At 35.5% G+C, this 26,563-nt stretch carries 19 protein-coding genes; 18 read left to right on the plus strand and 1 reads right to left on the minus strand.

Features of this window, described 5'->3' with window-relative positions:
• The first annotated feature begins 103 nt into the window (after positions 1-103).
• From rnr to DW721_RS12045, 6 genes are all read left to right on the plus strand, one after another.
• Positions 104-2,821: a ribonuclease R gene (gene rnr, locus DW721_RS12020; RefSeq protein WP_118745891.1), complete on the plus strand. Its 2,718-nt coding sequence runs from the start codon at positions 104-106 to the stop codon at positions 2,819-2,821.
• 12 nt (positions 2,822-2,833) lie between these two features.
• Positions 2,834-3,298 carry an SsrA-binding protein SmpB gene (gene smpB, locus DW721_RS12025; protein WP_022013474.1) on the plus strand — a complete coding sequence of 155 codons (465 nt, stop codon included), beginning with the start codon at positions 2,834-2,836 and terminating at the stop codon, positions 3,296-3,298.
• Positions 3,299-3,710: 412 nt separating this feature from the next.
• Positions 3,711-4,568, plus strand: a complete 858-nt coding sequence (locus tag DW721_RS12030) for a PRD domain-containing protein (RefSeq protein WP_147355407.1) — start codon at positions 3,711-3,713, stop codon at positions 4,566-4,568.
• A 397-nt stretch (positions 4,569-4,965) separates the two neighbouring features.
• Positions 4,966-6,579, plus strand: a complete 1,614-nt coding sequence (ptsP, locus tag DW721_RS12035; RefSeq protein ID WP_118745893.1) for a phosphoenolpyruvate--protein phosphotransferase — start codon at positions 4,966-4,968, stop codon at positions 6,577-6,579.
• Between the two features lie 143 nt (positions 6,580-6,722).
• Positions 6,723-7,580 carry a glucose PTS transporter subunit IIA gene (locus tag DW721_RS16630; RefSeq protein WP_118745894.1) on the plus strand — a complete coding sequence of 286 codons (858 nt, stop codon included), beginning with the start codon at positions 6,723-6,725 and terminating at the stop codon, positions 7,578-7,580.
• A gap of 290 nt (positions 7,581-7,870) precedes the next feature.
• The gene (locus DW721_RS12045; protein WP_055941383.1) at positions 7,871-9,100 is read left to right on the plus strand and encodes an HD domain-containing phosphohydrolase; all 1,230 of its coding nucleotides are present in this window, start codon (positions 7,871-7,873) and stop codon (positions 9,098-9,100) included.
• A gap of 15 nt (positions 9,101-9,115) precedes the next feature.
• On the opposite strand, the gene DW721_RS12050 is transcribed toward DW721_RS12045, so the two are convergent.
• Positions 9,116-9,457, minus strand: coding sequence for a helix-turn-helix transcriptional regulator (locus DW721_RS12050; protein WP_055941385.1), 342 nt, complete (start codon positions 9,455-9,457; stop codon positions 9,116-9,118).
• A gap of 316 nt (positions 9,458-9,773) precedes the next feature.
• On the opposite strand from DW721_RS12050, the gene DW721_RS12055 reads away from it, so the two are divergent.
• From DW721_RS12055 to DW721_RS12105, 12 genes are all read left to right on the plus strand, one after another.
• Positions 9,774-9,977 (plus strand): hypothetical protein, encoded by a 204-nt coding sequence (locus DW721_RS12055; protein ID WP_022013480.1) that lies wholly within the window; start codon positions 9,774-9,776, stop codon positions 9,975-9,977.
• Positions 9,978-10,019: 42 nt separating this feature from the next.
• A complete protein-coding gene (locus DW721_RS12060; RefSeq protein WP_118745895.1) occupies positions 10,020-11,858 on the plus strand; it encodes a phosphoadenosine phosphosulfate reductase family protein in 1,839 nt (612 codons plus the stop codon).
• 3 nt (positions 11,859-11,861) lie between these two features.
• Positions 11,862-12,779: a DUF4007 family protein gene (locus DW721_RS12065; RefSeq protein WP_118745896.1), complete on the plus strand. Its 918-nt coding sequence runs from the start codon at positions 11,862-11,864 to the stop codon at positions 12,777-12,779.
• 68 nt (positions 12,780-12,847) lie between these two features.
• On the plus strand, positions 12,848-16,633 hold the full coding sequence (locus DW721_RS12070) for a hypothetical protein (RefSeq protein ID WP_118745897.1): 3,786 nt from the start codon (positions 12,848-12,850) through the stop codon (positions 16,631-16,633).
• Between the two features lie 23 nt (positions 16,634-16,656).
• Positions 16,657-17,826: an aminotransferase class V-fold PLP-dependent enzyme gene (locus DW721_RS12075; RefSeq protein WP_118745898.1), complete on the plus strand. Its 1,170-nt coding sequence runs from the start codon at positions 16,657-16,659 to the stop codon at positions 17,824-17,826.
• A 21-nt stretch (positions 17,827-17,847) separates the two neighbouring features.
• Positions 17,848-19,998 carry a DEAD/DEAH box helicase family protein gene (locus DW721_RS12080; protein ID WP_243036010.1) on the plus strand — a complete coding sequence of 717 codons (2,151 nt, stop codon included), beginning with the start codon at positions 17,848-17,850 and terminating at the stop codon, positions 19,996-19,998.
• The gene (locus DW721_RS16150; RefSeq protein ID WP_182436310.1) at positions 19,988-20,161 is read left to right on the plus strand and encodes a hypothetical protein; all 174 of its coding nucleotides are present in this window, start codon (positions 19,988-19,990) and stop codon (positions 20,159-20,161) included. Before DW721_RS12080 ends, DW721_RS16150 begins: the two co-directional genes overlap by 11 nt.
• Positions 20,151-22,241 (plus strand): AAA family ATPase, encoded by a 2,091-nt coding sequence (locus DW721_RS12085; protein WP_118745900.1) that lies wholly within the window; start codon positions 20,151-20,153, stop codon positions 22,239-22,241. The genes DW721_RS16150 and DW721_RS12085 overlap by 11 nt, the downstream gene beginning before the upstream one ends.
• 68 nt (positions 22,242-22,309) lie before the next feature.
• A complete protein-coding gene (locus DW721_RS12090) occupies positions 22,310-22,852 on the plus strand; it encodes a hypothetical protein (protein WP_118745901.1) in 543 nt (180 codons plus the stop codon).
• Positions 22,853-23,312: 460 nt separating this feature from the next.
• Entirely contained in the window at positions 23,313-24,632 is a 1,320-nt protein-coding gene (locus DW721_RS12095; protein ID WP_118745902.1) for an aspartate kinase, read from the plus strand.
• Between the two features lie 127 nt (positions 24,633-24,759).
• The gene (locus DW721_RS12100) at positions 24,760-24,954 is read left to right on the plus strand and encodes a hypothetical protein (RefSeq protein ID WP_118745903.1); all 195 of its coding nucleotides are present in this window, start codon (positions 24,760-24,762) and stop codon (positions 24,952-24,954) included.
• 121 nt (positions 24,955-25,075) lie between these two features.
• On the plus strand, positions 25,076-26,392 hold the full coding sequence (locus DW721_RS12105) for a HAMP domain-containing methyl-accepting chemotaxis protein (RefSeq protein ID WP_243036007.1): 1,317 nt from the start codon (positions 25,076-25,078) through the stop codon (positions 26,390-26,392).
• Positions 26,393-26,563: the final 171 nt, after the last annotated feature.

The following is a 26,563-nucleotide window of genomic DNA, read 5'->3' on the forward strand; positions in this document are numbered from 1 at the left end:
GAAATATCAATTCCGCAATATTATTTTATCCCACAAAATGATTGTTTCATCATGGATTATAGGATATAATATATATATAAATTGAGCAATAGGGGGTGTTTGTATGAATAGAGAAGTTTTAAACAGTAAAAAAGAGATGATTCTTGAATTTGTTAATTCAAAAAGTTATAAACCAATGTCAACAAAAGAGATGGGAGTTGTCTTACAGGTTCCGGCAAAGGAAAAGAAAGATTTCAGGGCAGTTCTTGACGAATTGTATAGCGAGGGAAAGATACAGCTTGATCTTAAGGGAAAGATAAAACCGCTTTCTGAGGATATTTTTGTTGGAAAATTTATGGGCACTCAGCGAGGTTTTGGCTTTGTTCGTGTTGAGGGAGATGACGAAGATATATTTATCCCTGCACACAAGACCAGAGGAGCAATAGATGGAGATACGGTTCATGTAGTTATTGATGACAAAGCACATGGAAAAAGGCGTGAAGGTGAGGTTATATCCATTGTTGAGCGTGGAACAGATATTCTCGTTGGGACATATTCAAAGAGTAAGAGCTTCGGGTTTGTTGTACCTGACAATCAAAAGTTTGGCAGGGATATTTATATTCCAAAAGCTGAGAGCAAAGGTGCGATAACAGGACATAAGGTTGTTGTTGAGATTACCGATTATGGAAGTGATACGACAAATCCTGAGGGAAAGATTCTTGAAATAATCGGTCACATAAATGACCCGGGGGTAGACATTTTATCAATAATAAAGGCTTACGGACTTCCTGAGGAGTATCCTGATGAGGTTATGGATCAGGTTGAAAAGATAGAGGATGAGGTAGCAGAGGAGGAGAAGAACGGAAGAAGCGATTATAGAAATCTGCAGATGGTAACAATCGATGGTGAGGATGCAAAAGACCTTGATGATGCCGTATCACTTACAAAAGAGAACGGTATATATCATCTTGGTGTCCATATTGCTGATGTATCAAATTATGTCACTGAGTGTTCTCCACTTGACAAGGAAGCCGTTAAGAGAGGTACGAGTGTTTATCTTGTAGACAGGGTTATACCTATGCTTCCGCATAAACTGTCAAATGGTATCTGCTCGCTCAATCAGGGAGTAGACAGACTTGCACTTTCTTGTATGATGGATATAAATGAAAAGGGTGAGATAGTAAAACACAGCATAGAAGAAAGCGTTATAAATGTAGACAGGAGAATGTCCTACACAAGTGTTCATAAGATAGTCGAGCTTGAAGATGAGGAAGAACAGGAGAAGTACAAAGAACTTATACCTATGTTTGAACTCATGTATGAACTTGCTGGTATATTAAGAGAGAGAAGATTTAAGAGAGGTTCTATTGATTTTGATTTTCCTGAGAGCAAGATAATTCTTGATGAAAAGGGCAAGCCGGTAGAGATAAAAGAATATGAGAGAAACAATGCAAACCGTATAATCGAGGAGTTTATGCTTGCTGCAAACCAGACAGTGGCAGAGGAATATTTCTGGCAGGAACTTCCGTTTGTTTATCGTGTTCATGAGGAGCCTGACGAGGAAAAAATAAACAAGCTCGGAGTTTTTATAGAGAATTTTGGTTATACTTTAAAGGTAAACTCAGACGGTGAGATTCACCCAAAAGAGATACAGAAGCTTATAAAATCCGTTGAGGGAAAGCCGGAAGAAGCACTTATAAGCAGACTTGCACTTCGCTCAATGAAACAGGCAAAATATATGACGCAGTGCGGAGGACACTTTGGTCTTTCGATGAAGTATTATTGTCATTTTACATCACCTATCAGAAGATACCCTGACCTTCAGATACACCGTATCATAAAGGAAAATATTCATGGACAGATGAATGACAAGAGGATAGGTCATTATAATCAGATACTTCCAGAAGTTGCGGAGGCTGCAAGCAGGCTTGAAAGGAGAGCTGACGATGCAGAGCGTGAAGTTGAGAAGCTGAAAAAAGCTGAGTACATGGAACAGTTTATCGGACAGAGCTTTGATGGTATTATATCAGGCGTCACGACATGGGGAATGTATGTTGAACTTCCAAATACTGTTGAGGGAATGGTAAGAGTTGCCGACATTCCGGGAGATTATTATTATTTTGAGGAAGAAAAGTACAGAATGGTAGGCGAGCATACAGGAAAGTCATATAAACTCGGTGAACCGATAAGGATAACTGTCTCAGCAGTTGATAAACTTACGAAAACAATAGACTTTACCGTATGTGAAGATTATGAGCTTTCAGATGGTGATGCCGAAAATGCTGATGGCAATATTGGAGATAAAACCATAAAAAATAAAGAGTCTGATAATAGTTCATTAGTCAGTGGTGATGAAAAAGAGCCTGAAAGCAGAGAAAACGAAAGAAAATCATCAAAAAGCCAGAGCCGTAGAGTTGTGGAAAAGTCAGACTCAGAGAGTTTAAGATCTTCTGAAAGAGAAAAGACTGCAAAGGGAAAGAAACGCAGAAATGTAGAAAAGTCTGATTCATCAGCAAATGGACATAGAAGAAAAACTTCAAAAAGTTCAGAAAGCCGAAGCAGAAGAGATTCAGAGAGAAAATCTAAGGCGGTTTCAAAACCAAAGAATAAGGCAGCAGCAAGAGCAAAGCAGAAGGCTGTTATGGAAGCGAAAGAAAAAGCATTAAAGGCATTTGAGTACAGAAAGAAAAAAGCTAAAAAGAAAGCCGCTAAAGCAGCCGCTGAAGCAAAGATAGAGCATGAGGTAAAGAAACTTACCGGTGCAGCCAAAAAGAGAGCCTTAAATAAGGCAAAAAAGAAAGCAAAGAAAAAAGCAAAACAGGCAAAAAAATTAAAGAAGTAAATAGAGGTAGTTATGGCTAAGCAGACAAAAAAACTTATAGCAAACAATAAAAAAGCATATCATGATTATTTTATTGAAGATAAGTATGAAGCCGGAATATCACTTGCGGGAACTGAGGTTAAGTCACTCAGAATGGGAAGATGCAGTGTAAAAGAAGCTTTTATACGAATTGAAAAAGGAGAAGTTTATGTCTACAATATGCACATCCCTGCATATGAGAAAGGAAATATTTTTAACAAAGATCCGTTAAGAGTGCGTAAACTTCTTCTTCACAAAAGTGAGATACGAAAAATTGAAGGTCAGATAGCACAGAAAGGTTATACGGTCGTGCCGCTCAGTGTCTATTTTAGCGGAAGCCTTGTCAAAGTTGAGATTGGTCTTGCAAAAGGTAAAAAATTGTACGACAAGAGACAGGATATAGCAAAGAAAGACCAAAGGCGTGAGGCAGAGCGTAAATTTAAAAATCTTCAATTTTAGTATATAAGAACTAATGAAAAATAATGGAGCTTTATTTGCTACTCTGAAATAGACTGTAGGGCTAGGCATAAATAAGTAAAATTGGTTTCATTGGTAAATTTGCATAAAAAAATAGCTTAAAATTTATACAAAACAGCAAAAATACAAAAAACACTTGACGAATCATATTTACGATAGTAATATATTGGCAACGAAACAAGTTGCGAAAGCGAACTGGATTGTTACTGATTGTATATCATACATATTAGGCAAGACTGGGTTGCACCGTTTGATATTGAACGTAGTTTATATATTACTATTGTTTAGGTATAGGTGTGATGCAGTTTTTTTGATTTCATTTTTTTAAAGTTTATTTTCTTTTTGAATTGAAAAACTCGGTGAAAATTTTGCTGTTTTGTCCGGGGGAAGAAAGGTGAAAATCTTAAAAGTTATAAATAACAATGTTGTAAGTGCCTGTGATGATAAAGGCAAAGAGATAGTTGTTATGGGAAAAGGTTTAGGCTTTGGTAAGAAAAACGGAGATATTCTTGACGAGTCAAAGATTGAGAAAAAGTTTTCGATGCCTGATGAGAGTGTCAGCAGACTTGAAGAAATATTAAAGGATATTCCTTATGAGTATGCTCAGGTTGCAAATCGTATAATAGCGATGGTAAAAGAAAAGTTTGATATGAAACTCAGCAAGATAATTTACATAACGCTTACCGATCATTTAAATTTTGCGATTACCCGTTTTAAAAAAGGTATTGAAGTTGAAAATGCACTTTTATGGGAAATCAAAAGATTTTATCAAAAAGAATTTGAAGCCGGAAAAGAAGCTCTTGAAATCATAAAAAAAGAACTTGGGATTGAGCTTTCAGAAGATGAGGCAGGATTTTTTGCAATCCATATATTAAATGCCCAGATCGATGCTGATATGATGCAGACTATAAATATTCCGGGGATTACAAAAGATATTGTAAATATAGTAGGATATACATTTGGACGAGAACTTGACAGAGAAAGTTTATATTATGAGCGTTTTATTACTCATCTTAAACACTTTCTTGCGAGGGTTGTAAAAAATGAAACATATGGTAAAGATGCGAATGACAGACTCGCCATAATGGTAAAAGACGAATTTCCGAAAAGCTACAGATGTGCATTAAGGATAAGAGATTATCTCAAAGTGAGCAAGAAGTATAATGTATCTTTGGAGGAAATATCGTATCTTACCATTCACATTCAGAGACTTTCAGGTGAAGGTCAGAAAAATATTCACAAGGAAAGCTGAAATATTAAAATATTATCAGCTATGCAGTGTGAATTATACCATGAAAAGTGAATTTAAAGTCACGTTAGTAACTGCAAATTAAATATAAACACACCTGTTAGGGATTGTTACATTCAGTTGGCGAAACCCGGACACGAAACTTTTAACTTTTATTTTGAATAAACATATTAAAGAATATAAATATTAAGTATGTGAAAAAATATAGTTAGTTTTGTGTCCGGGTTTTAGTTTTTATGATGATAGTTTGAAAAATCCATATATGCAGGATTTTATCGTTAAAAATCCGATTTTTCAAACATAAGATTTGTGTTTGTGCACACTTGATACAAATCTAAGGTGTGAAATATATCATATTTCATATTATGTACAAAAAATGTGTGCAGAAAAGAGGGTCATTATGAAAGAGTATTTTGGAAAGAAAATTTTTGGCGGTATTGCAATAGGAAAGATTAGTTTTTATTCAAAAAATCAGAATGTTGTTGTTAGAAAGAAAACAGAGGATTCTGAGGGTGAGATTGCAAGATATGAAGCAGCAAGGGAAAAAGCGATTGAGCAGCTTCACGGACTTTATGAGAAAGCATTGAAAGAAGTCGGAGAGATGAATGCAGAGATTTTTGAGGTTCATGCTATGATGCTTGAGGATGATGATTATAATGATTCAGTAAAAAATATCATCACTTCACAGAAAGTTAATGCTGAGTATGCGGTTGGAGTTACCGGTGATAATTTCTCAGAGATGTTTGCAAATATGGAGGATGATTATTTCAAGGCTCGTTCTGCCGATGTAAAGGATATTTCGGAGAGAGTTATCTCGATTCTCTGTGGAAAAACAAGTGACAGTGATATAGGAGATGAACCGGTTATAGTTGTTGCTGATGACCTCGCTCCTAGTGAGACGGTTCAGATGGACAAGACAAAACTTCTTGCATTTGTCACAAAGTTTGGTTCTTCAAATTCACATACGGCTATCCTCGCAAGGACGATGGGAATACCTGCACTTATCGGTGTTGATATTGACGAGGAGTGGAATGGAAAGACAGGTATCATTGACGGTTTTGAGGGCAAACTTATTGTAGAGCCTGATGAAGCTGCTATGAACGATTATGTAAAGAAGCAGGAAGCCGCAAAAGAGCAGAAAAAACTATTACAGAGTCTTAAGGGAAAAGATACAGTAACAAAGTCAGGAAAACAGATAAAATTATACGCAAATATCGGAAACCCGTCAGATCTTGCAGCAGTCGTTCAGAATGATGCGGCAGGAATCGGACTTTTCAGAAGTGAGTTCCTTTATCTTGAAGCAAGTGATTATCCGACGGAGGATGAGCAGCTTAAGGCTTACAAACAGGTGGCAGAGACAATGGCAGGAAAGAAAGTTATAATCCGTACGCTTGATATAGGAGCAGACAAGCAGGCAGATTATTTCAATCTTGAAAAAGAGGAAAATCCGGCAATGGGTTACAGAGCAATAAGAATCTGTCTTACCAGAGAGGAAGTATTTAAGACACAGCTTCGTGCTTTATACAGAGCAAGTGCATATGGAAATATCGCTATCATGTACCCTATGATAACATCTGTTGACGAAGTAAGGAGAATAAAAGAAATCTCAAAACAGGTAAGGGAGGAACTTGTTGCAACAGGAGTTGAGATTGGCGAAGTTGAGGAGGGAATCATGATAGAGACCCCGGCAGCAGCTATTATAAGTGACCTTCTTGCAAAAGAAGTTGACTTCTTTAGTATAGGAACAAACGATTTGACACAGTACACACTTGCTATAGACCGTCAGAATTCAAAACTTGACGAATTTTACAACCCGCATCATGAGGCAATTCTCAGAATGATTCAGATGGTTATCGACAATGCACATAAAGAGGGAATCTGGGCTGGAATCTGCGGAGAACTCGGTGCCGACACAGAGCTTACGGAGAGATTTGTTGAGATGGGAATAGATGAACTTTCTGTTTCACCGGCTTGTGTACTTCCAATCAGAAAGATTGTAAGGGATATGGATTGATTGTTTTAGATAAATAATGCAATGTGATTTTAGAATGTAATAATCTAAAAATTGAAATATAAATAATGGACTGATGATGATAGTGTAAGTTCATAATATTTATTTTACTTTGCAAATAGAGTGTAAATATAGAGGATGAAGTTATGGATTATAAGAAAGCAGCGGAAGAAGTGCTGGAAAAAATAGGAGGGAGCGATAATATAATCTCAGTGGCACATTGTGCCACGAGATTAAGAATTATTACCGGCGACAACTCAAAATACAGTAAAAAAGCAGTTGAAAATATAGATGGTGTAAAAGGTGTGTTTGAGGCTTCGGGACAGCTTCAGATAATCTTTGGAACAGGTGCGGTAAACAAGGTATATGATGAATTTATAGCACTTGTACATATATCCGGAGGAACAAAAGAGGATGTAAAGGCGGCAGGTGATATAAAAAATATTACTGCGGTAAATCGCAGTGCATCCGGTAAGGCGGAAACAGCAAATGATACGATAGGTGAACAAAAAACAGTTACGGCAGAAAACAACAGTTCAACTGGAGATAATGCAGTAAAAGAGATTTATTCACCATTAAAGGGCGAGGCTGTTAAGCTTTCAAAAGTTCCTGATGACACATTTGCAAATGAAATCCTCGGAAAAGGAATGGCAGTTATTCCAGGCGATGGGCTGGTTGTATCACCGGTTGACGGAGAGGTTTCGACTTTATTTGATACGCTTCATGCCATAGGAGTGACTGGGGATAATGGACTTGAACTTTTGATCCATGTTGGAATAAATACGGTTGAGCTTGAAGGAAAATATTATAAAGCACTCGTAAAAGAGGGTGATAAAGTTACGAAAGGACAGCCATTACTTAAATTTGATATAGAGGGAATCAGAAGTGCAGGATATAATACGGTCACACCTGTTATTATCACAAATTCAGATGAGTATGAGAGCGTTGAGCAGGTTGCAATAGGCGATGTTGAAAAATCAGCACTTGTTATGAATGTGCGGTAAGAAGATTATTTTAGAAGGTATTGTGGATATGGCAGATAACGATTACAGATTAAAATGTATGGAATAAACAAAGATTGTATAGATAAAGGCAGCACCGAAAGTGTCGATAGTGAAATTTTGAGTTGTATTAAAACGAAAAAGTGTTAAAATAGAAAATATAGATAAATATAAGACCATATTGTAAAATAATATGGTCTTATATTTTAGGAAAATCAGATAATGATGTAAAAAAACAAAGCGTTTTATATGTTTTTGGTTATAACTGGTGTTGATAATGAGAGGAAAAGAGAATGGAAATAGATATAATAGGATTGTTAAGTGCATTTTCTTTTGCACTTGACTGTGTGGAAGCAGAGTTGATCCATGTTACTTCAAATCATGGAAAAAGAGTGGCATATATGAGTGTCTGCATGGCAGAAAAGATGGGGGTGTCTGATGATGCATTGCGAGATCTTGCGGCATGTGCACTTCTTCACGACAATGCCCTTACACAATATATAAATGAAGAATTTTATAGTGATATATCCAATATTGATACATTGAAAGTAAGTAGTGATGACATAACTCCGAGACAGCTTGGTATGCATTGCATATACGGTGAGAAAAATCTCGAAAAATATCCTTTTAAAACAGGTGTAAAAGATGTTATATTATATCATCATGAAGAAGCGGATGGTTCAGGTCCTTTTGAAAAAAAATGGACAGAAGTTCCTCTGTTTGCAAGGATAATACATTTTAGTGATATGCTTGACGCATTTTGTAAGGCACAGAAATTTGATGAAGATGTTTTTAACAAAGCGGTCCATTTTATTGAGAAAAATAAGGACAAAAGATTTGACAGTGAAGTGACGAAGATGTTCTTTGATGCCTTTGATAAAGAGGAGTTTAGCAGACTCGGTGATGAACATATTGAGGAATATTTCTGGGAAAAGGTACCATGTGAAAAGAGTTTTTATTCTTTTAATGTGTTAAAAGACCTTGCAGATCTGTTCGCAAAGATAATCGATTACAAGTCAGAATTTACGAGCAGACATTCTCTCGGAGTGGCAAGAACGGCATCAAAAATTTCAGAGATAATGGGATATGATAAGGTTATCTGCGATAAGATGTATCTTGCGGGAACATTGCATGATGTAGGAAAAATTGCAATAGGAAATGAGATACTTGAAAAGCCGGCAAGACTTACGGATGAAGAATTTGCTAAGATGAAAAACCATGCCGGTTATACATATATGATATTATCCAAGGTTGATGGTTTTGAAGAGATAAGGGATATTGCTGCATTTCATCATGAAAGGCTTGACGGCAGCGGTTATCCGTTTGGTAAAAGGGCAGACGAATTAACTACACTTCAGAGGATAATGGCGTGTGCCGACATATATCAGGCATTGACGGAAAAAAGACCGTACAAAGATGGGATGGATCACGATAAGGCTTGTGAAATTTTAAAAGATATGGCAGATAAAAACTGGATAGATAAAAATATCACGGAAGTTATCTGCCATACAAAAGAATTATAAAAATATCAAAAAATATCAGCTTTTAAGGTCGAGCAGTTTGTCTATGGCAGGCTGCAGAGCCTTATTTTTTCTATAGGCATCAACAAGATCACGTTCTTTAAGTGAGTAAGTTGATGTTTCGTTTATTTTTTTCTTGGAATATCCGAAAGTTCCCAATACATCAGTGATACGGTAAAATTTGCAAAGATATAGAAGTATATCAGCATCCGGTTGTGTCTGACCGCTTTCCCAGCCGTAAATTGTTTTATTTGCAACAGAAATTCCACATTCATCGAGATATGCGGCAACATCATCTACGGACAGATTGTTTGATTTTCTATAATATTTTAGCATTTTTGCTATAACAGGATTTTTCATTTTCAACCTCATTTCTTTATATAAATTTTGGCATTACCGTCTACAGAGTGTAGTAAGTAATATGTTTGTACTTGTCGGATAAGTTACGCATATCCTAATAGTATATTAAAGTTCATTTTATTTTTCTAATTATTATTCAGCGGTTGTTTTCTGAATATTCTTTATAGATAGTATCAAAACAAAAACAACAGTGTCAAGAATATAGAAAATATTCTTGAAATATAAGAAAACATATGGTTGAATTTCTTTTAAGACAAGTATATAATGGATATACTATATATACAGTTCTTGGAAAACAAGAAAATGAGGTGTAAAAATGGAAGAAATAAGAGAAGAAACAAAAGCTCAAAAAGAAATAGCAGCCTATATCAGCAGAAACAACATATCTGCATCGGAGGTTGCAAGGAAAACAAAAGTGGATGTAGGACTTCTGACCGGAAAGGCAGAAAGGAAGATGAATGCATCTGAAATGCTTTCGGTTTGTGCATATTTAGAAATCGAACCGCTTAGTTTGATATAGAAAACACAATAAAAATAAAACTATATAAGAGTGGGGTACGATATGATTTTTTATAAGTGTTATGGAAATCACGATAAAAATAAGGATATAGATGTAGATAAACTTCCCGAAAAGGAAAGAAAATATTATGTATTTGACATAAACAATAACAATGACATAGTGCGTGACAATGATGATTATGATAGAAATATAGAATGTCCTATATGCCGCAGCAGAAAACATCTTGTAGTAGAATCAATACTTTACTGGTGCAATGAGTGTAAGGTGCCGTTGTATGAGCAGGTATGCGGATGCTGTGGAAAAAAGGGGAAAAAGTTTGTAAAAGACAGCCGCATCGTATTTCCGGAAGAAAAGGTGCTGCTTGAGATACTTCTTGGAAAAGAGCAGGGAGAACTTGACAATGTGTCCGTATGGAATGGAAACGGAAATATCTATTATGCTGACGGGAAAAATATGAAGCTTAAGATAAGTGAGCTTATAAAGCAGGATACGGAAAATATACGTACTTTATATAATGAAAGAGTTCAGCATATAAATACGGATTTTTTTGAGCAGATGGTAAAAAGATTTATTACCGCCAATAAAAAGAGATTTGATGATATAGATGATGATGCCATGGTTCAGATAAAGAAAAAAGTTAAGGATTATGATGACAGGGAAATTTTTGTGTCATTCAGCGGCGGAAAAGACTCAACGGTAGTTGCGGATTTAGTTAAGAGAGCAATGGGAAGACCGGATATATGCCATATATTCGGAGATACGACACTGGAGTTTCCTGAGACGGAAAATTATATAAAAGAATATAAAAGGCATAATCCCAAAGCACTTATCGTTTCATCGAGAAATAAGGATAAAAATTTTGAGGAGCTGTGTGGTATAGTCGGACCTCCGAGCAGGGTTATGAGGTGGTGCTGCACGATTTTTAAGACAGGTGCGATAAACAGAAAGATAGAGACGATATATGCCAACAAGACAAAAGTTTTATCATTTCAGGGAATAAGGAGAAGTGAGTCAAACAGCAGAAATAAATATGACAGGGTTTCAGAGTCATCAAAGATAAGCAAACAGGAAGTATGTGCACCTATCATATCGTGGTATGACTTTGATGTATGGCTTTATATCATGACGAGAGGAATCATATTTAATAAAGCCTACAGGCTGGGTTATTCGAGAGTAGGCTGCTGGTGCTGCCCAAATAACAGTTCATGGTCGGAGTTCTTATCAAAAATACATATGAAAGAACAATATGAAAAATTTCATGCGATGCTTATTGATTTTGCAAAAAGTGTCGGAAAGAAAGACCCTGAGGTGTATGTGGACAGCGGAAACTGGAAAGCGAGACAGGGCGGCAACGGAGTGAAATTTGCTAAAAATTCTATTGTGAATTTCGAGCGGTGCGTAAAGGAAGAACTGGCATTCAACTATGAGCTTACGAGGGAGATAACTCCGATATTATACGAGTTATTTAAGCCATTTGGTAAAATTGTCGAGCAGCTTGGAGATAAAAGACTTGGTGAAGTCTATGTTGTTGATGCAAATAGCGTAGCAGTTTTAAGGCTTCAGGGAAAAATCGGAACAAAAAAACTCAAAATAATAGTGGACCATCCGGAACTTATGCGTGCTAAAGATGCAGAAGAAGCAAAAAGAAAACTTGACTGTCAGATTACAAAATATCAGATGTGTCTCGGATGCAGGGCGTGTGAGAGCGTGTGCAGATTTAGTGCCATTAAAGTGAGGTTTTTTGCAAATGACACAAATACCGTGGCTGACAAGATGGCAGATTATCATATTGATGATGATAAGTGCAGGAGATGTCAGGAGTGTGTGGGTCATTTTTCGGTTGGTTGTTATATGAGAAAGGTACTGTCAATAAAAAGGTGATATATGGAAGATAAGATTACATTAAAAGGGAATGGAAGTTTTTATATAAGAGAGGGCTGGCTTACAAAAGGACTTGTAGAGATAGAGAAAAATCCTGAACTTTTTTCAAAAAAGTATTTTGAAGGGGCAGATGCATTAGGTGTTGGTTCAGTCATGGCAAAATCAATAAAATACTGGCTTATGGCAGCAGGACTTATCGTAAAAAAGGCAGAGCAGTCACCGGTAAAATATGATATTAAAAAGGGAAGTTTTATTTCAAAATGCGGCAAGATTATTCTTGAAAATGACAAATATATTGAAAATAAAGATACACTTTGGATAATCCATTATAATATCGCATCAAACTATAAAGATGCGACTATGTGGAACTTGTTTTTTAACAGTGTCAGCGAAGAAAGATTTAACAGGAGAGAATTTGAATTTATGATGGAGGAGGAGCTTGAAAAGAGGGGGCATGGACAGGGTTCATATTCTGAGAGATCGCTTTCTAATGACTGTGCGGTGCTTCTTCAGATGTATCTTGATGACAACAGGGAGAGAAACCCGGAAGAAAAAATGCATTGTCCGCTTGCAGAACTTCATCTGCTGACAAAAACTAATGATAAGTACAGCAGAAATGAGATAAAAGAACAGGATATAAGCAGTCTCGCCGTATTGTACGGAATATGCGGCTACTTAGAAAAGGCAGGACTTATTGAGGAAAAGGAAAGAACGAGCGTAAGCATTGAAAATCTGCTTGAGGATGAAAATAGTCCGGGAAAAATATTCGGGATTAACAGGATAACATTAAATGACTGTCTCGATGTGTTAGAACAGGACGGCTATCTTAAGATAGACAGAACAGCAGGACTTGATACTGTTTATTTTGAGGAGAGTTCAATCAAAACCAGAGAGAAAGTCATGGAACAGATTTATAAATAAATGTACTCTCGGAATCTTCTGAACGAAGAATTTCGAGAGTACATATAAAGGCTCAGGAGGGAACACAGATGATATTAAAAGATGTCATAAAATTAGATGAGAGATTTCAGACATCTGTAAACATAAGATTTGATATTGATAAGATAAGTAAGATAGATGAATTTATACCTGCAAAAAGTACATTAAATGTTTTGGAGTCATATTTAGAAAATATATTTGAAAAGAAAAATAATAAGTCAACACTTCTTGTAGGTCCTTATGGAAAAGGAAAATCACATCTTTTGCTGGTGCTTCTTGCACTTTTGCAAAACAGAAATGATAAGAAATGGGAAAATTCAATAACACGATTTTATGAAAAGATAAAAAAGCAAAATAAGAGACTTGCTGCCTGTATCGAAAAAAATATTTTATGTGGAAGAGAAGATAAAAAAAGGTATCTTCCTGTGATAATAAGTTTCGGCAGGTCATCACTTGAAAATTCATACAGACTTGCACTATTTCAGGCATTAGAAAGGGAGAAAATAACTAATCTGATGCCAGATTCAATATACGATGAAGTGCTTAAAAAGACTGAGTCATGGAAAAAAGATTATCCTGAAACATATGAAAGATTTACAAAAAATCTGGAAAATGCAGGGTATGAGGTTGAAAAGTTTGCGAGCGATATAAAAAAAAATATTTTGCCGGCACTTGAAGTTTTTAAGAAGATATATAAAGAGTTGACGGCAGGTGGAGAGTTCAATCCGCTGCTTGAAAATAATATTCCAAAAATATATGAAAATGTTGCCTATGAACTCAAAAAATACGGCTTTGACGGAATGATAATAGTATTTGATGAGTTCAGCAAATTTATTGAGGGCGAGGACAGCAGAGAGACATCAAAAGATATGGAGCTTGTGCAGTCAATGTGTGAACTTTGCAATGCGTCAAAAGAGCCTGATATACGCCATATTTTTGTGACACACAAAAGTATAAAAGAGTATGGAAGATTTTTATCAACACAGATATTAAATTCGTTTAAAGGTGTTGAGGGACGATTAAGCGAAGTGGTTTTCAGGACTAATGCACAGAATTATTATGAGCTTATGATGAATGTCATACATAAAGATGAAAAAAACATGGGGACATATTATAAAGAGTATGGTATTGACACTGTTAAGATTACGGAAAGAACCTATAACATGACAAATATGTACACCATATTTGATAAGAAAGATTATGAAAATATAATAGTAAAAGGGTGTTTCCCATTAGCACCGCTCACTGTTTATACTCTTGTAAAGATAAGTGAAAAAGTCGGTCAGAATGAAAGAACGGTATTTACATTTATGTCAAATGATGAGCCGAACACACTTGCAAGATTTGTAAAAAATCATACTGAAAACAGCGATACGCTTGTATCAGCGGACATGATATTTGACTATTTTGGCTATATTTTTGAAAAGGACATATCAAATGAGAGATGCCACATGGAGTATATAAAAGCGAAATATCTTATCAGGAAATGTGAGAAAGAACAGGCTGACAATGGCGGCGAGGGCTTCTATGGAGATAAAATCTATGATTATATGAAAAAGATAATAAAGTCTGTCGCACTATTAAATATGTTAAATCAGACAGAACTTGTGGCAAACGATAAATGTCTTATCTGCATGGTATGTTTAGAGGAAAATAAAAATCTGTATGAGGCTGCAAAAAAAGCACTTACAGACGGTGGCTATTTAACTTACAGGCGAAGAAGCGACAGCTATGTATTCAGGATAAATACGGATGCAAACTTTGAAAAAGAGATAGAAAAAAGAATAAATAAAATAAAATGCAGTCAGAGCGAAGTGGTGGAATGTTTTAGAAAAACAACTGAGAGACGATTTGAACTTCCAAAGGAATATAATGATGAAAAGAAGATGACAAGATATTTTGAATATTGTTTTGAGTATGGAAAAAAATTAGAAAATACTAAATATCTGAAAAAACGCATAGAAGAATTATCAAAGGAAAACTTTTCGGATGGAAAGATAATCTTAAGTATGGGAGAAGTTGACAGAGAAAAAATAGAACAGAATTTAAAGGAACTTGAAAATGAGAGAATAGTTGTCATATGCCCTGCTGAAAGTGTGGATTTCACGGATAATATTAAAAAATATTATGCCATAAATGATATAAGAAATGATGAGGAATATCTAAAAGAAAATGAAACAGCGTTGGAGGAGGCTTATTTTTGTCTTGATGATGTTGTATTTGAGATAAACCGCAAGATAAATGAACATTATATGCCGGGAACAAATAATGCAATATATTTTTATATGCAGAAAAATGGTGAGAAAAAAGCGGAACTTAAAAAGAATGACAATATAGATACAAACCGCAAATTGCAAAAGATATTGTCTTCGATATGCAGCGATTATTATGGAAAAACACCGTGCATAAACCATGAGCTGATAAATAAAAATGATATATCTTCACAGATAAAAAAAGTCAGAAATGAGATAATGCACAGACTGCTTTCAAATGAGGATATGAGCGAATGGGACGATGGAAAAAGTGCAGAAGCGACTATATACAGGGCAGTTCTTAAAAATAAGGGACTTATCACTTATGATGATGAAAATGCGGATAGTCCGGAAAAACAGGATGATGATATAGCAGAACTTCTTGACAAAATAAGAAAATTTATAAAAGACAGTGTTGGAAATAAAAACTGTTTTTCGGAGTTATATAAGAGTCTTAAAGGTAAGGATTTTGGTGTGAGAAACGGGGTCATACCGATATATGTCGCATACTGTCTGTCGGGAAAGATAGGGACTCCGCTCGTATATTATGACAGGATTGAAAACGAAATCTCGGCACAGATACTTTCAAAAGCCGATGAAGAACCGGAAAAATGCTATTTATATATTGAGAGAAATGATGGAGAAAAAGAGGAATATCTCGAAAATATTATAAAGATATTTGATATATGGCAGAGTACAGATGAAGTTTTGACACAAAAAACTCAGATGCTCTCGCCTATGAAAAAGCTGAGAATGATAACAAACGGATTGCAGCAGTGGTACCGTTCACTTTCGGGATATTGCAGATATGTCTCACTTGACATATGCAGTGAAGATAAAGTGGAGAATGAAAAAAACTGTATTTATTCAAAATGTGATTTATTTAGGAATGACCTTGCCGGAAATATCGAGAGTGCAAGAGAATATCTGTTTGAAAGTCTGCCAAAACTTACAGACTCGGCAAAAGACGGAAATGTCGATTATAAAAAATGTGTTTCTGAGATTGTAAAAATAAAGTCAGAGATTGAAAAAATGTATGACAAACTGGTTGATAAATTAAGTACAATGATAAAACAGCAGTTGTCAGATGAAAGCAATGTCTCTGTCATATCTCTCAGAACGGTATTTGAGAGATGGACGGAAAAAAATGAGGAAAAAATATCACAATTAAAAGATTCCGGCGTAGTATTTGAATATTGCGTGGAAACGCTTATCAGATATGTGACAAAAAACAGTGAAGAAGATGAAGAAAAAATAATAAATAAAATATCGGACGGTCTTATCGGACTGGCACTTAGAGATTATAAGGACGGCACGGCAGAGATATTTGAAAAAGAACTTGAAAAAGCGGTAAAAGAGCTTGAACGGACACTGAAAAAAGAAAATACGACTGATAACGCAGTTTCATTTACGATGGATACGGCAGACGGAAAACAGGTAAAATGCAGTCTTTCAGAGTACGATGAGTCGCCGGCAACTGACATTATCGAAAATCAGTTGAGGGAAGTGCTTGGCGAAAATGAATATGATAAGAGTGCACAGGTAAGTGCCATACTTAAAATATTAGGCGAGATAGTAGGTTGATGTGAAATACAAGGGGGAAGAAAATGTTATATTTTGATAATGCGGCAACGACATATCCAAAACCTGAACAGGTTTATAAAGAGATGGACAGGCTCACAAGAGAGTGTGCCGTAAATTCAGGCAGAGGAAGTTATAAAAAGGCAGAAAATGCAAGTGCGGTAATAAACGAAACAAGAAAAAAAGTATCAGAATTTATGGGAGCGGAAAATGCGGAGGATGTGATATTTACATCCTCTGCAACAGAAGCTGCAAACAGGGTTTTGCGTGGATATGGCTTTGAAGAAAATATGACTGTATATGTGTCACCGTATGAGCATAATGCCGTTATGAGAACGCTTGAAGCATTAAGAAAAGAAAAAAAATTTAAGATAAAAGTGCTTGAAACTGACGAAAAAGGTTATTTGAATTTAGATGATATAGAGTATCAGTTTATGTGTGATGAGCCTGACTTTGTCTGCATAAATCTTGCGAGCAATGTGACAGGCTATGTGCTCCCGGCGGAGCGTGTTGCAGACATGGCAAAAGAGTACGGAGCCATCGTGCTTGCAGATGCGGCACAGGCAGCAGGAAACATAGAGATAAATTTAAAAGAAACAAACATAGACATATTGATATTTGCAGGCCACAAATCAATGTATGGTCTTTTCGGAGTGGGCGGATTTATAACAAACAGCAGGATATTTGACCGTGACAAAAACATTACACCGGTGATATTCGGTGGAAACGGAGAAGACTCTCTAAATCTTGAATTATCAGAAAGAGGGATTTCCAGATACGAAGTGGGAAGTCCTAATATCGCAGCAATAGGAACATTAAAAACAGCCATAGATACAATAGAAAAAGATTTATCGGGAACGCAGGAAAGAGAAAACAGGCTGCTTAAATATCTGATAGAAAAATTAGAAGATATTGACGGCATACATATATTTCAAAAGCCGGAAACAGAAGAAGAATTTCAAAATCACATAGCAGTGCTCTCGATAGGATTTGAAAAATATATGTCAGACGATGCCGGCACGATATTGGACGGCGAATACGACATAGCCGTGAGGACAGGATATCACTGTGCACCGCTTGTGCATGATGTGATAGGGAGTAAGCGGTATGGCGGAACGGTCAGGATAAGTATGGGGCGGTTTACGACAAAAGAGGATGTGGATGAGCTTGTGGCAGCGGTAAGGGATATGAGGTAGGAGGTGATAATATTGAGTTTTATGGACTTAGATATTCAGATTAGATATAGATCTGAGATACATAACTTTCCAAGAGATTTTTTGATTCCTGTTTTATCACAGGCAAAAATATATAAAAGAGGAACAGGCTACTTTAGTACATCTGCTCTTGTTCAGTTGTCAGTTGGGTTATTTGAAATGGCAAAGAATGGTGGAAAAATTCAGCTTATATGTTCTCCTGAATTAGATAAAAAGGATGTTGAAGCTATAGATTATGGATATAGGACACGGGAAGAAGCTATATCTGATGCGATTATTAAAGGAATAAGCGAGCCGGTTGATTTTTTTGAAGAAGAAAGGCTTAATCTTATTGCAACTCTTATTTCAGAGGGGAGATTGGATATAAAAATAGCTTTCATGGAAGATGATAATGGTTTTAGGTTATATCATGAAAAAATAGCTTATTTTGAAGATGCTGACGGAAATAAAATCAGTTATGCCGGTTCAGCAAATGAATCTGCAAATGGTTTAGATGGGAATTTTGAATCAATCTATACATTTTGCAGTTGGAAAGATTCAAGTCAGATTGAAGCAGTAGAGATGGCAGAGATGGATTTTGATAATATGTGGGCAAACCAGACTTCAAAGCTTCATGTCATTCCATTTCCTGAAATTGCTGTTGAGAAATTATTAAAATATAAAAAGAGTGCTGGTGTTGATTGGGATATAGATGTAAAAGAATATGGATATAAAGCATTTTTAAAGAAAAAATCGCAATTTAATATTCCGGATGGAATAATACTTCATGATTATCAGAAAGATGCAGTCAATAACTGGGTAAATTTTGATTATCAGGGGATATTTGATATGTGTACAGGCTCAGGTAAAACATATACGGCATTAGCAGCTATGATTAGATTTGCGAATGATAATGATGATAAGATAGCTGTTTTTATAGTATGTCCGTATATTCATTTAGTTAGTCAATGGGAGGAGGATGTAAAAGAATGGTGTGCGGTGCCGATTATAATTGCACACTCAAAAGCAAAAAATGATTGGAAATTAGAAGTGAGAAAGGCGTACAAAAAATTTAGGAGAGGTGATAAGCCGTTTGTGTGTCTGACAACAAATGATACATTTGCGAGTGATGATATGCAGATGTTTGTTCAACGATTAGATGAGAAAAAAAAAGTGTTGTTGATTGCAGATGAAGCACATAACTTTGGCTCTGCTCATATGATAAATGTTATGCCTTGGAATATTAAAAGCAGAATTGCTTTATCTGCCACTATAAAAAGGTATATGGATAAAAATGGCACTGGAAAGATAGGTGAATATTTTGGTAAAAAGTGTATAACATATTCACTTGAACAGGCTATTACAGATGGTAACCTTGTTCATTATGAATATCATCCTGTTCCTGTAGCTTTAACAGTGTATGAATTGGAAAAATATCGGGAGTTGTCAAGAAAATTAAAGAAATATGTCATTGTAAAGAATGGCAAAATGAAAATTTCTGATGCAGGTAAGCCTGTTATATATGAGAGGACGAGATTACTTGCGGGTGCGGAAAATAAAATAGAACTGTTAATGAAATTATTTGAAGATTATAAAAATGATAATAATATTTTGGTATATTGTGGTGCGACAGGTGTTGAGGATGACAAGACCGGAAAGGTATATAGACAGGTGGATTATGTTACTAAAAAATTACAGGTAGATTATCAGATGTCTGTAAAGCGTTTTACCGCTGAAGAGGATTTGAAAGACAGGGAGAATATAAAAAAATATTTTTCTGAGGGACAATATCAGGTAATAACTGCAATAAAATGTTTGGATGAAGGTGTAAATATACCGGGAATAAAAACAGCATTTATAATGAGCAGCTCAAGAAATCCAAAAGAATTTGTGCAGAGGAGAGGGAGATTGTTAAGAAAAAGTAGAAATAAAAAGAAAGCTGTTATTTATGATTTTATAACATTGCCAAGAGAACTAGACGATACCAGACCAACTGATATTGAGGAAGATAAGACGATTATCGTAGGTGAAGTTGCCAGGATGCAGGAATTTGGTCGTCTGGCAGATAATCCCGAAGATTCGGATTATCTGATAAATCAGATTATGGAAGCATATGAGTATTACTTTGATGCAGAAGAAGAAATGCAAAGGATGGAGGAATATTATGGAGAATAAAAAGATTAACAATGATATGCTTAGAGTTATGTTTAAATCTATCAGGAAAGCCGAGGATGAAAATATAAAGACGCAGAAATATGACAACAAGAAAATGATAAAAATGATTGAAAGTTATATTGAAAAAAAGGTGAGAGAGGAGATGGCAAAAAATGAAAATTAAGAGTATTAAATTACATAATTTTATGCGTTACAAGGGAGATAATGAACTGTTTTTTTCTACAGATAATGAGAAAAATGTCACTGTTGTGTTGGGAGACAATACATTCGGAAAAACTACTTTGGCACAGGCGTTTAGGTGGGGATTATATGAATCATTGAATGATACAAGTTATAACAAAAAGAAAGATGTTGTTTTGTTAAATAATGAAGCGGCGGCAGAATTGAAATCAGGTGTGGAGAAAGTATTTGTGGAAATAGTTGTAATAAATCAAGAGAAAGAAATAAGGTTTGTGAGAACAGCAACATTTAATAAAAAAAATGTTTTATCCTCTGATATATCAGTAAAACAGATTGGTCCGACTGAACTTACAATGCAGATAAAAGACGAAAGTGGTATTTGGGGAGATGTTATTCCAAATTCGGGAAAAGAAGTTAAAAGAGAAGTTAATGGAAAGGTGATAAAGGAAAAATATGTTAATGGATGTGTACAAGATGCTATTGGCAGTATCTTTCCTCAAAGTTTATCAAATTATTTCTTTTTTGATGGAGAGCGTTGGAATGACTTAAAGAGCAAAACAAGTGATATAAAAAATTCGATATACACCATACTTGGAGTGAGTGGTCTGATTGAAATGATGAACCACTTAAAAGATGGAAGTTATAATAATGTCGAAAAATGTTTTAGAGCTAAAGTAAAAGGTGTATCAGGTGAATATACAAGACTAAAAAATGAAATACAAAATTTAGAAAAGAATATCGTATCTTACGAGGAACAGCTTAAAGATACAGAAAAGGCTATTGAAACAGAGGAAAGGATTGTCGAATCAACTCAAAAAATATTGAATGATAATAGAAAGGTAGAAGATGATCAGAAAGAATATAAATGTTTGGAAGAGGATATTATAAGAGAAGAAAAATATAAGAATAGTTATTATGCCGATATGGTGAAAATTATGTCGGGGTCGTCACATTTCTTTACAGCTTCATTGTTAGAAGATTTTGAAAGACTGTTGGAAAAGGTAGACTTAGAAGGACGTGATATTCCAGGGGTAACAGTTGATACGATTGACTATCTTATTGAACATGAAGAATGTTTATGCGGAACAAAATTAGATGTTGGTTCAAAAGCATATGACCATATGATGAGACTTCGCAAACAGGTTCCGCCGGAAATGCTTGGTGGAGCAGCAGGAAAATTAAAAGCAACACTAGAAAATTGGAGGGATTCTACTCAAGATTACATAGTAAACATAGAGAATAAGGCTGATTTATTTGACATGGCTCAGGATACCATTGATGAGAAGAATAACGATAAAGATAAGCTGGAAAAAAGAATGGATAGAAAAACCAATTTAGCTCCTGTCAGAGCACAAAACAGACAGGCAAAGACAAAACTGAGCAGTTTGCGTAATAAAAAAGCTGAGTTGGAAAATAAGATTGGAAATGCAAAAGATACAAAAAAATCAAAGGAAAAGCAGTTTGATGCACTTGCAATACACGATAAAAATAATGCACAAATTTACAAAAGTCTTGATTATGTAGAGGAATTATATAAACAGGCAAGTATAATGGTAAAACATAAAAAACAGGGTATATTAGAAGATTTAAATGAAATTATTGAACTGAATTTTCAGAGAATGTTTAATGATAAGGAAAAGTATGCAAGATTGGGAGATGATTATAAAGTTCATGTTTTTTATAAGGAGTTAAATGGCATAGAAGATTATGAGGAATTACATCTTTCAAATGGAGAAACAATAGCAATTAATTTTGTGTTTATTGTAAGTATTTTGGAGTTGGCAAGCAAATATAGAAAAGATGAAAGCGAAAATGATGAGTATGGAATAGAAAATGCAGTCCTGGGTCTGCCACTGGTGCTGGATGGTCCATTTTCGGCTTTAAGTGGGGAAAATACAAGTTTAATATCAAACAGGCTTCCTAAATTTGCGGAGCAGGTTATTATTTTTATGCTTGATAAGGACTGGGAACCATCAGGATTAGATAAATTTACATTATCTAAATATTGTTACAGGGTACATAAGGATGAAACATCAAATAGCTCTACACTTGAACATGAATAGATTAGTATCTGAGGACACTTGACACAAACTAAAAATGCACAAGAATGTGTGCGGAAATGAGGTTATATATGGCAAGAAGAGATAAAGAAATTACTACATATGAATATTTTAAAGTTGATGAGGTATTCTTTTGGGGAAAACATAAAGACTATATAGATAAATTATGGAAATTAAATCAGATTCAGGAATCATATTTTGCAAGGCTTGTTGACTTGTATGCAGTTGCGGCAATAGTGGGATTAAAGTTAAAGAGAAAAGGTCTTGAGGAAAAAGATGACACGGGAATAAAAAGAACAATTCAGTTGCAGCAGATAACCAACACATATCAAACATTGATTACCATAATGAGAATGGTACTTATCATGGATGACAGCAGAGATTTAACATTTGAACAGAAACTTGAGAGTGCCTTTATGATACCGGAAGATGAAGAAACATATAAAGAAAATATGGAGTTATTTAATTCATATGCCAGAGGAGGAATAGAATATTTGTATGAACAGTTGGTCTTAAGAACACCGGATGTAGATGAAGATTATTCGGATTTTCGTGTTGCAAATATGGTGGCACTAATGAAAAATCCGCTTCCAGTAGACGAATTGGATATTTAATTTAGAAAGCAGTATCACAACAGGGACATAAATATTTTATGGCATTTATGTCCCCGTTTAAATCAAATCCAACTTTATTCGCAAAATTCATAAATCAAATTTATAACCCTACAGCTCTGGAAATCTCCGCAAAATTTATAAACAGGTCTTCATATATATTAACCTTTACAACCGACTCAAAAGTATAAGGAACATTTAGCAGATTTTCCTCATCTGTTTGATATTTGGCAAGGGGCATAAGACTTTTAGTCTCATACATTTTATTATAATACTTTGTTATAGAGAAAATTTCAACATTTTCCTTTCACTCCCCCTTTTCAAACCGCAGATTTTGTGATAAATTATAAAGCATTGATGGAATTACCTATTTAAAGGTAATTTTGATGATAAGCAGGTGAAAGGTGCACTATCATTTACCATCATCATAAACTTAGAATAAAGAATATGTGAGGAGACAAAAATGATTAAGGTAGTAAAATTTGGTGGAAGTTCTTTGGCAAGCGCAACTCAGTTTGCAAAAGTTGGAAACATTATCAAAGCTGATCCTGAAAGAAAATTTGTAGTGCCAAGTGCACCGGGCAAGAGAAATTCAAAAGACACAAAAGTCACTGATATGCTTTATGCGTGCTATGATCTTGCAGAAGCAGAAAAAGATTTCTCTAAGGAGCTTAAAAAGATTAAGGAAAGATATGAGGCTATCATAAACGGACTTCACTTAACGCTTTCTCTTGATGATGAGTTTAAGGCTATCGAGGAAAACTTTAAGAAAAAAGCAGGTTCACAGTATGCAGCTTCAAGAGGAGAATATTTAAACGGAATCATCATGGCAAATTACCTTGGATATGACTTTGTTGATTCGGCAGAAGTTATCATATTTAATGAGGACGGTTCATTTGATGCAGATACAACTGACAAACTTTTAGGTGAGCGTCTTTCAAAACTTGAAAATGCTGTTGTGCCGGGATTTTACGGTGCTACATTAGGCGGTGTCGTAAAAACTTTCTCAAGAGGAGGTTCGGACATTACAGGTTCACTTGTATCAAAGGCAGTTCATGCGACAGCATATGAAAACTGGACTGATGTTTCAGGTTTCCTTATTGCAGATCCAAGAATTATTGATAATCCAAAACCGATTAAGGTTATAACATACAGAGAGCTCAGAGAGCTTTCATATATGGGAGCAAGCGTACTTCATGAGGATTCAGTATTCCCGGTTAGAAAGGCGGGCATCCCTATAAATATAAGAAATACAAATGCTCCCGACGATGAGGGTACATGGATTGTTGAGAGCACTTGTCATCATCCGGCATACACTATCACAGGTATCGCAGGAAAGAAAGGGTTTGTTTCAGTAAATATAGATAAAGACATGATGAATGCAGAGGTTGGATTCGGAAGAAAAGTTCTCAGTGCATTTGAGGAAAATGGCATCAACTTTGAGCATATGCCATCAGGTATCGACACAATGACTGTATTTGTCCATGAGCCTGAATTTGCTGCAAAGGAGCAGGCTGTAATATCAGCAATTAACCGCAATGCACATCCTGACAGCATAGAGATAGAGGCTGATCTTGCACTTATCGCAGTCGTGGGTCGTGGAATGAAATCCACAAGAGGTACGGCTGGTCGTATCTTCTCAGCACTTGCCCATGCAAATGTCAATGTAAAGATGATAGACCAGGGTTCTTCAGAGCTTAACATTATTATTGGTGTAAGTGACAATGATTTTGACACAGCTATCAAAGCAATATATGATATTTTTGTAACTACACAGTTATAAAAATAATAATGGTAAAAAAATCCGGTTGTTTTTTTATTGAAAAATAATAATTCACAGATTATAATGAGTCAAAACAAATCAAACAAACAGGCAAAGGGCTTTATGTTTCCGATGCCTGTTTTTCTTTTTGCAAATTGAGATAAGATGTGTTTTTAGAAATGCAACACTTCCAAAGATGATATGGGATGGTGTGCGTTCAGAAATAGATCCGACGATAACTTCGATAGCATCAATACTTATAATTACAGTATCGATGGTGATGATAGCATCAGGAATTATGGAATATAAAGCAGAAAATGTAAAGACAGTAAAAGAAGTATAGCAGGCTTTATATACCATATTCGTATTATTAGTGACAAATTTCGTGATTTTCATTGAAATTGTTAGGGGGTTGAGTATATAATAAAGTACTTGAAAAATAATACGAATAAGGAGTGATAATTTTGTTTGACAAAAAACTTGAAAGTTTAAATGTAAGACACAAGATTAACTATGGCTTTAATTTCGTGATAAAGCTTATGGTGGCATCAGGTATTTTATCAATTATAGCTTTAAGCTTGGTATTTAAGGATGTTAAGAAGAATATAGGTGCAAGTGGAAATTTAAGTAGTACAACTGCCATATTTATAATAGGTATTATTTTAATAATAGCATTTGTCGGACTTGCAATATATTTTTCAAAGATGCTTGGTACAAAGATCGTTCAGTCTATCATCGAACCTTTGATAGAAATCGAAAAGGTTACTAAAGAAATTGCTGCCGGTAATCTTCATTGTGAAATAGATTATCGTGCAAAGAATAAGATTGGAGAACTTGCACATGACCTAAGAAAGTCGGTTTCGGTACTCGCTTCCTATGTCGATGATATTTCAAATTCCATGGATGAGTTCTCAAAAGGAAATTTTGCGGTAGAACCACAGGTAGAATGGCAGGGAGATTTTAAAGGTATCAGAGATTCTTTTGTTGAATTTGAAAAGAGTATGTCAACTACAGTTAAAAGCATACAGCGTGTTGCAGATGAAGTTGCAGATGGCTCACAGCAGGTATCAGAAAGTTCAAACGGACTTGCAGAGAGTTCGACTGAGCAGGCAGCAGTCACAGAAGAACTTACGGCAACCATCACAAACATATCTGAGCAGGTAGCAAAGAACGCACGTAATGCAGAAGATATAAGTGCAAAGGTTAAAAATCTTGGCGGTGAGATTGCTATTGGAAATGAGAAGATGCAGGAGATGGTTCAGTCTATGAACGAAATCAGCGAGGCATCACAGGAAATAGGAAAGATTATTGCTACAATAAACGATATATCCGCACAGACAAATCTGCTTGCTTTAAATGCATCCATAGAAGCTGCGAGAGCAGGAGAAGCAGGAAAAGGTTTTGCGGTTGTTGCAGACCAGGTGGCAGTTTTGGCAGCACAGAGTTCAGAAGCGGCAAAAGAGTCATCACAGCTTGTTGAGACATCTGTAAAAGCTGTTGAAAAAGGTATCATAATTGTTGATGAAACGGCGAAACAGTTAGAGAATGTGGTAGCAGGTTCAGATGCTATTACAAAGGAAGTTAATGAAGTTGCAGATGCACTTGGTGCTCAGAATGATTCATTTGATCAGATAAATGAGGGTGTTGACCAGATAAACAATAATGTCCAGAATAATTCTGCGACAGCGCAGGAGTGTGCGGCTGCAAGCGAAGAAATGAGTGGACAGGCAGAAGAACTTGATAGTCTTATCAGAAAGTTTAAGGTTGCTAAGTTTAAATAAATAAAATCATATTTTATTGCGAACAGGCTGTTATCGGTACTTAACCTTTTAAGTAGGAACAGTCTGTTTTCAATATAAGGTAACAGTTCAGCCATAAAAAGATAATTGGCAATACAATGAGCTTGTTCATTGTATTGCCAATTATCTTTTTATGGTAGAATAGCCTTTCAT

This window comes from Clostridium sp. AM27-31LB (assembly GCF_003480745.1).
Lineage (GTDB): Bacteria > Bacillota > Clostridia > Lachnospirales > Lachnospiraceae > Butyribacter > Butyribacter intestini.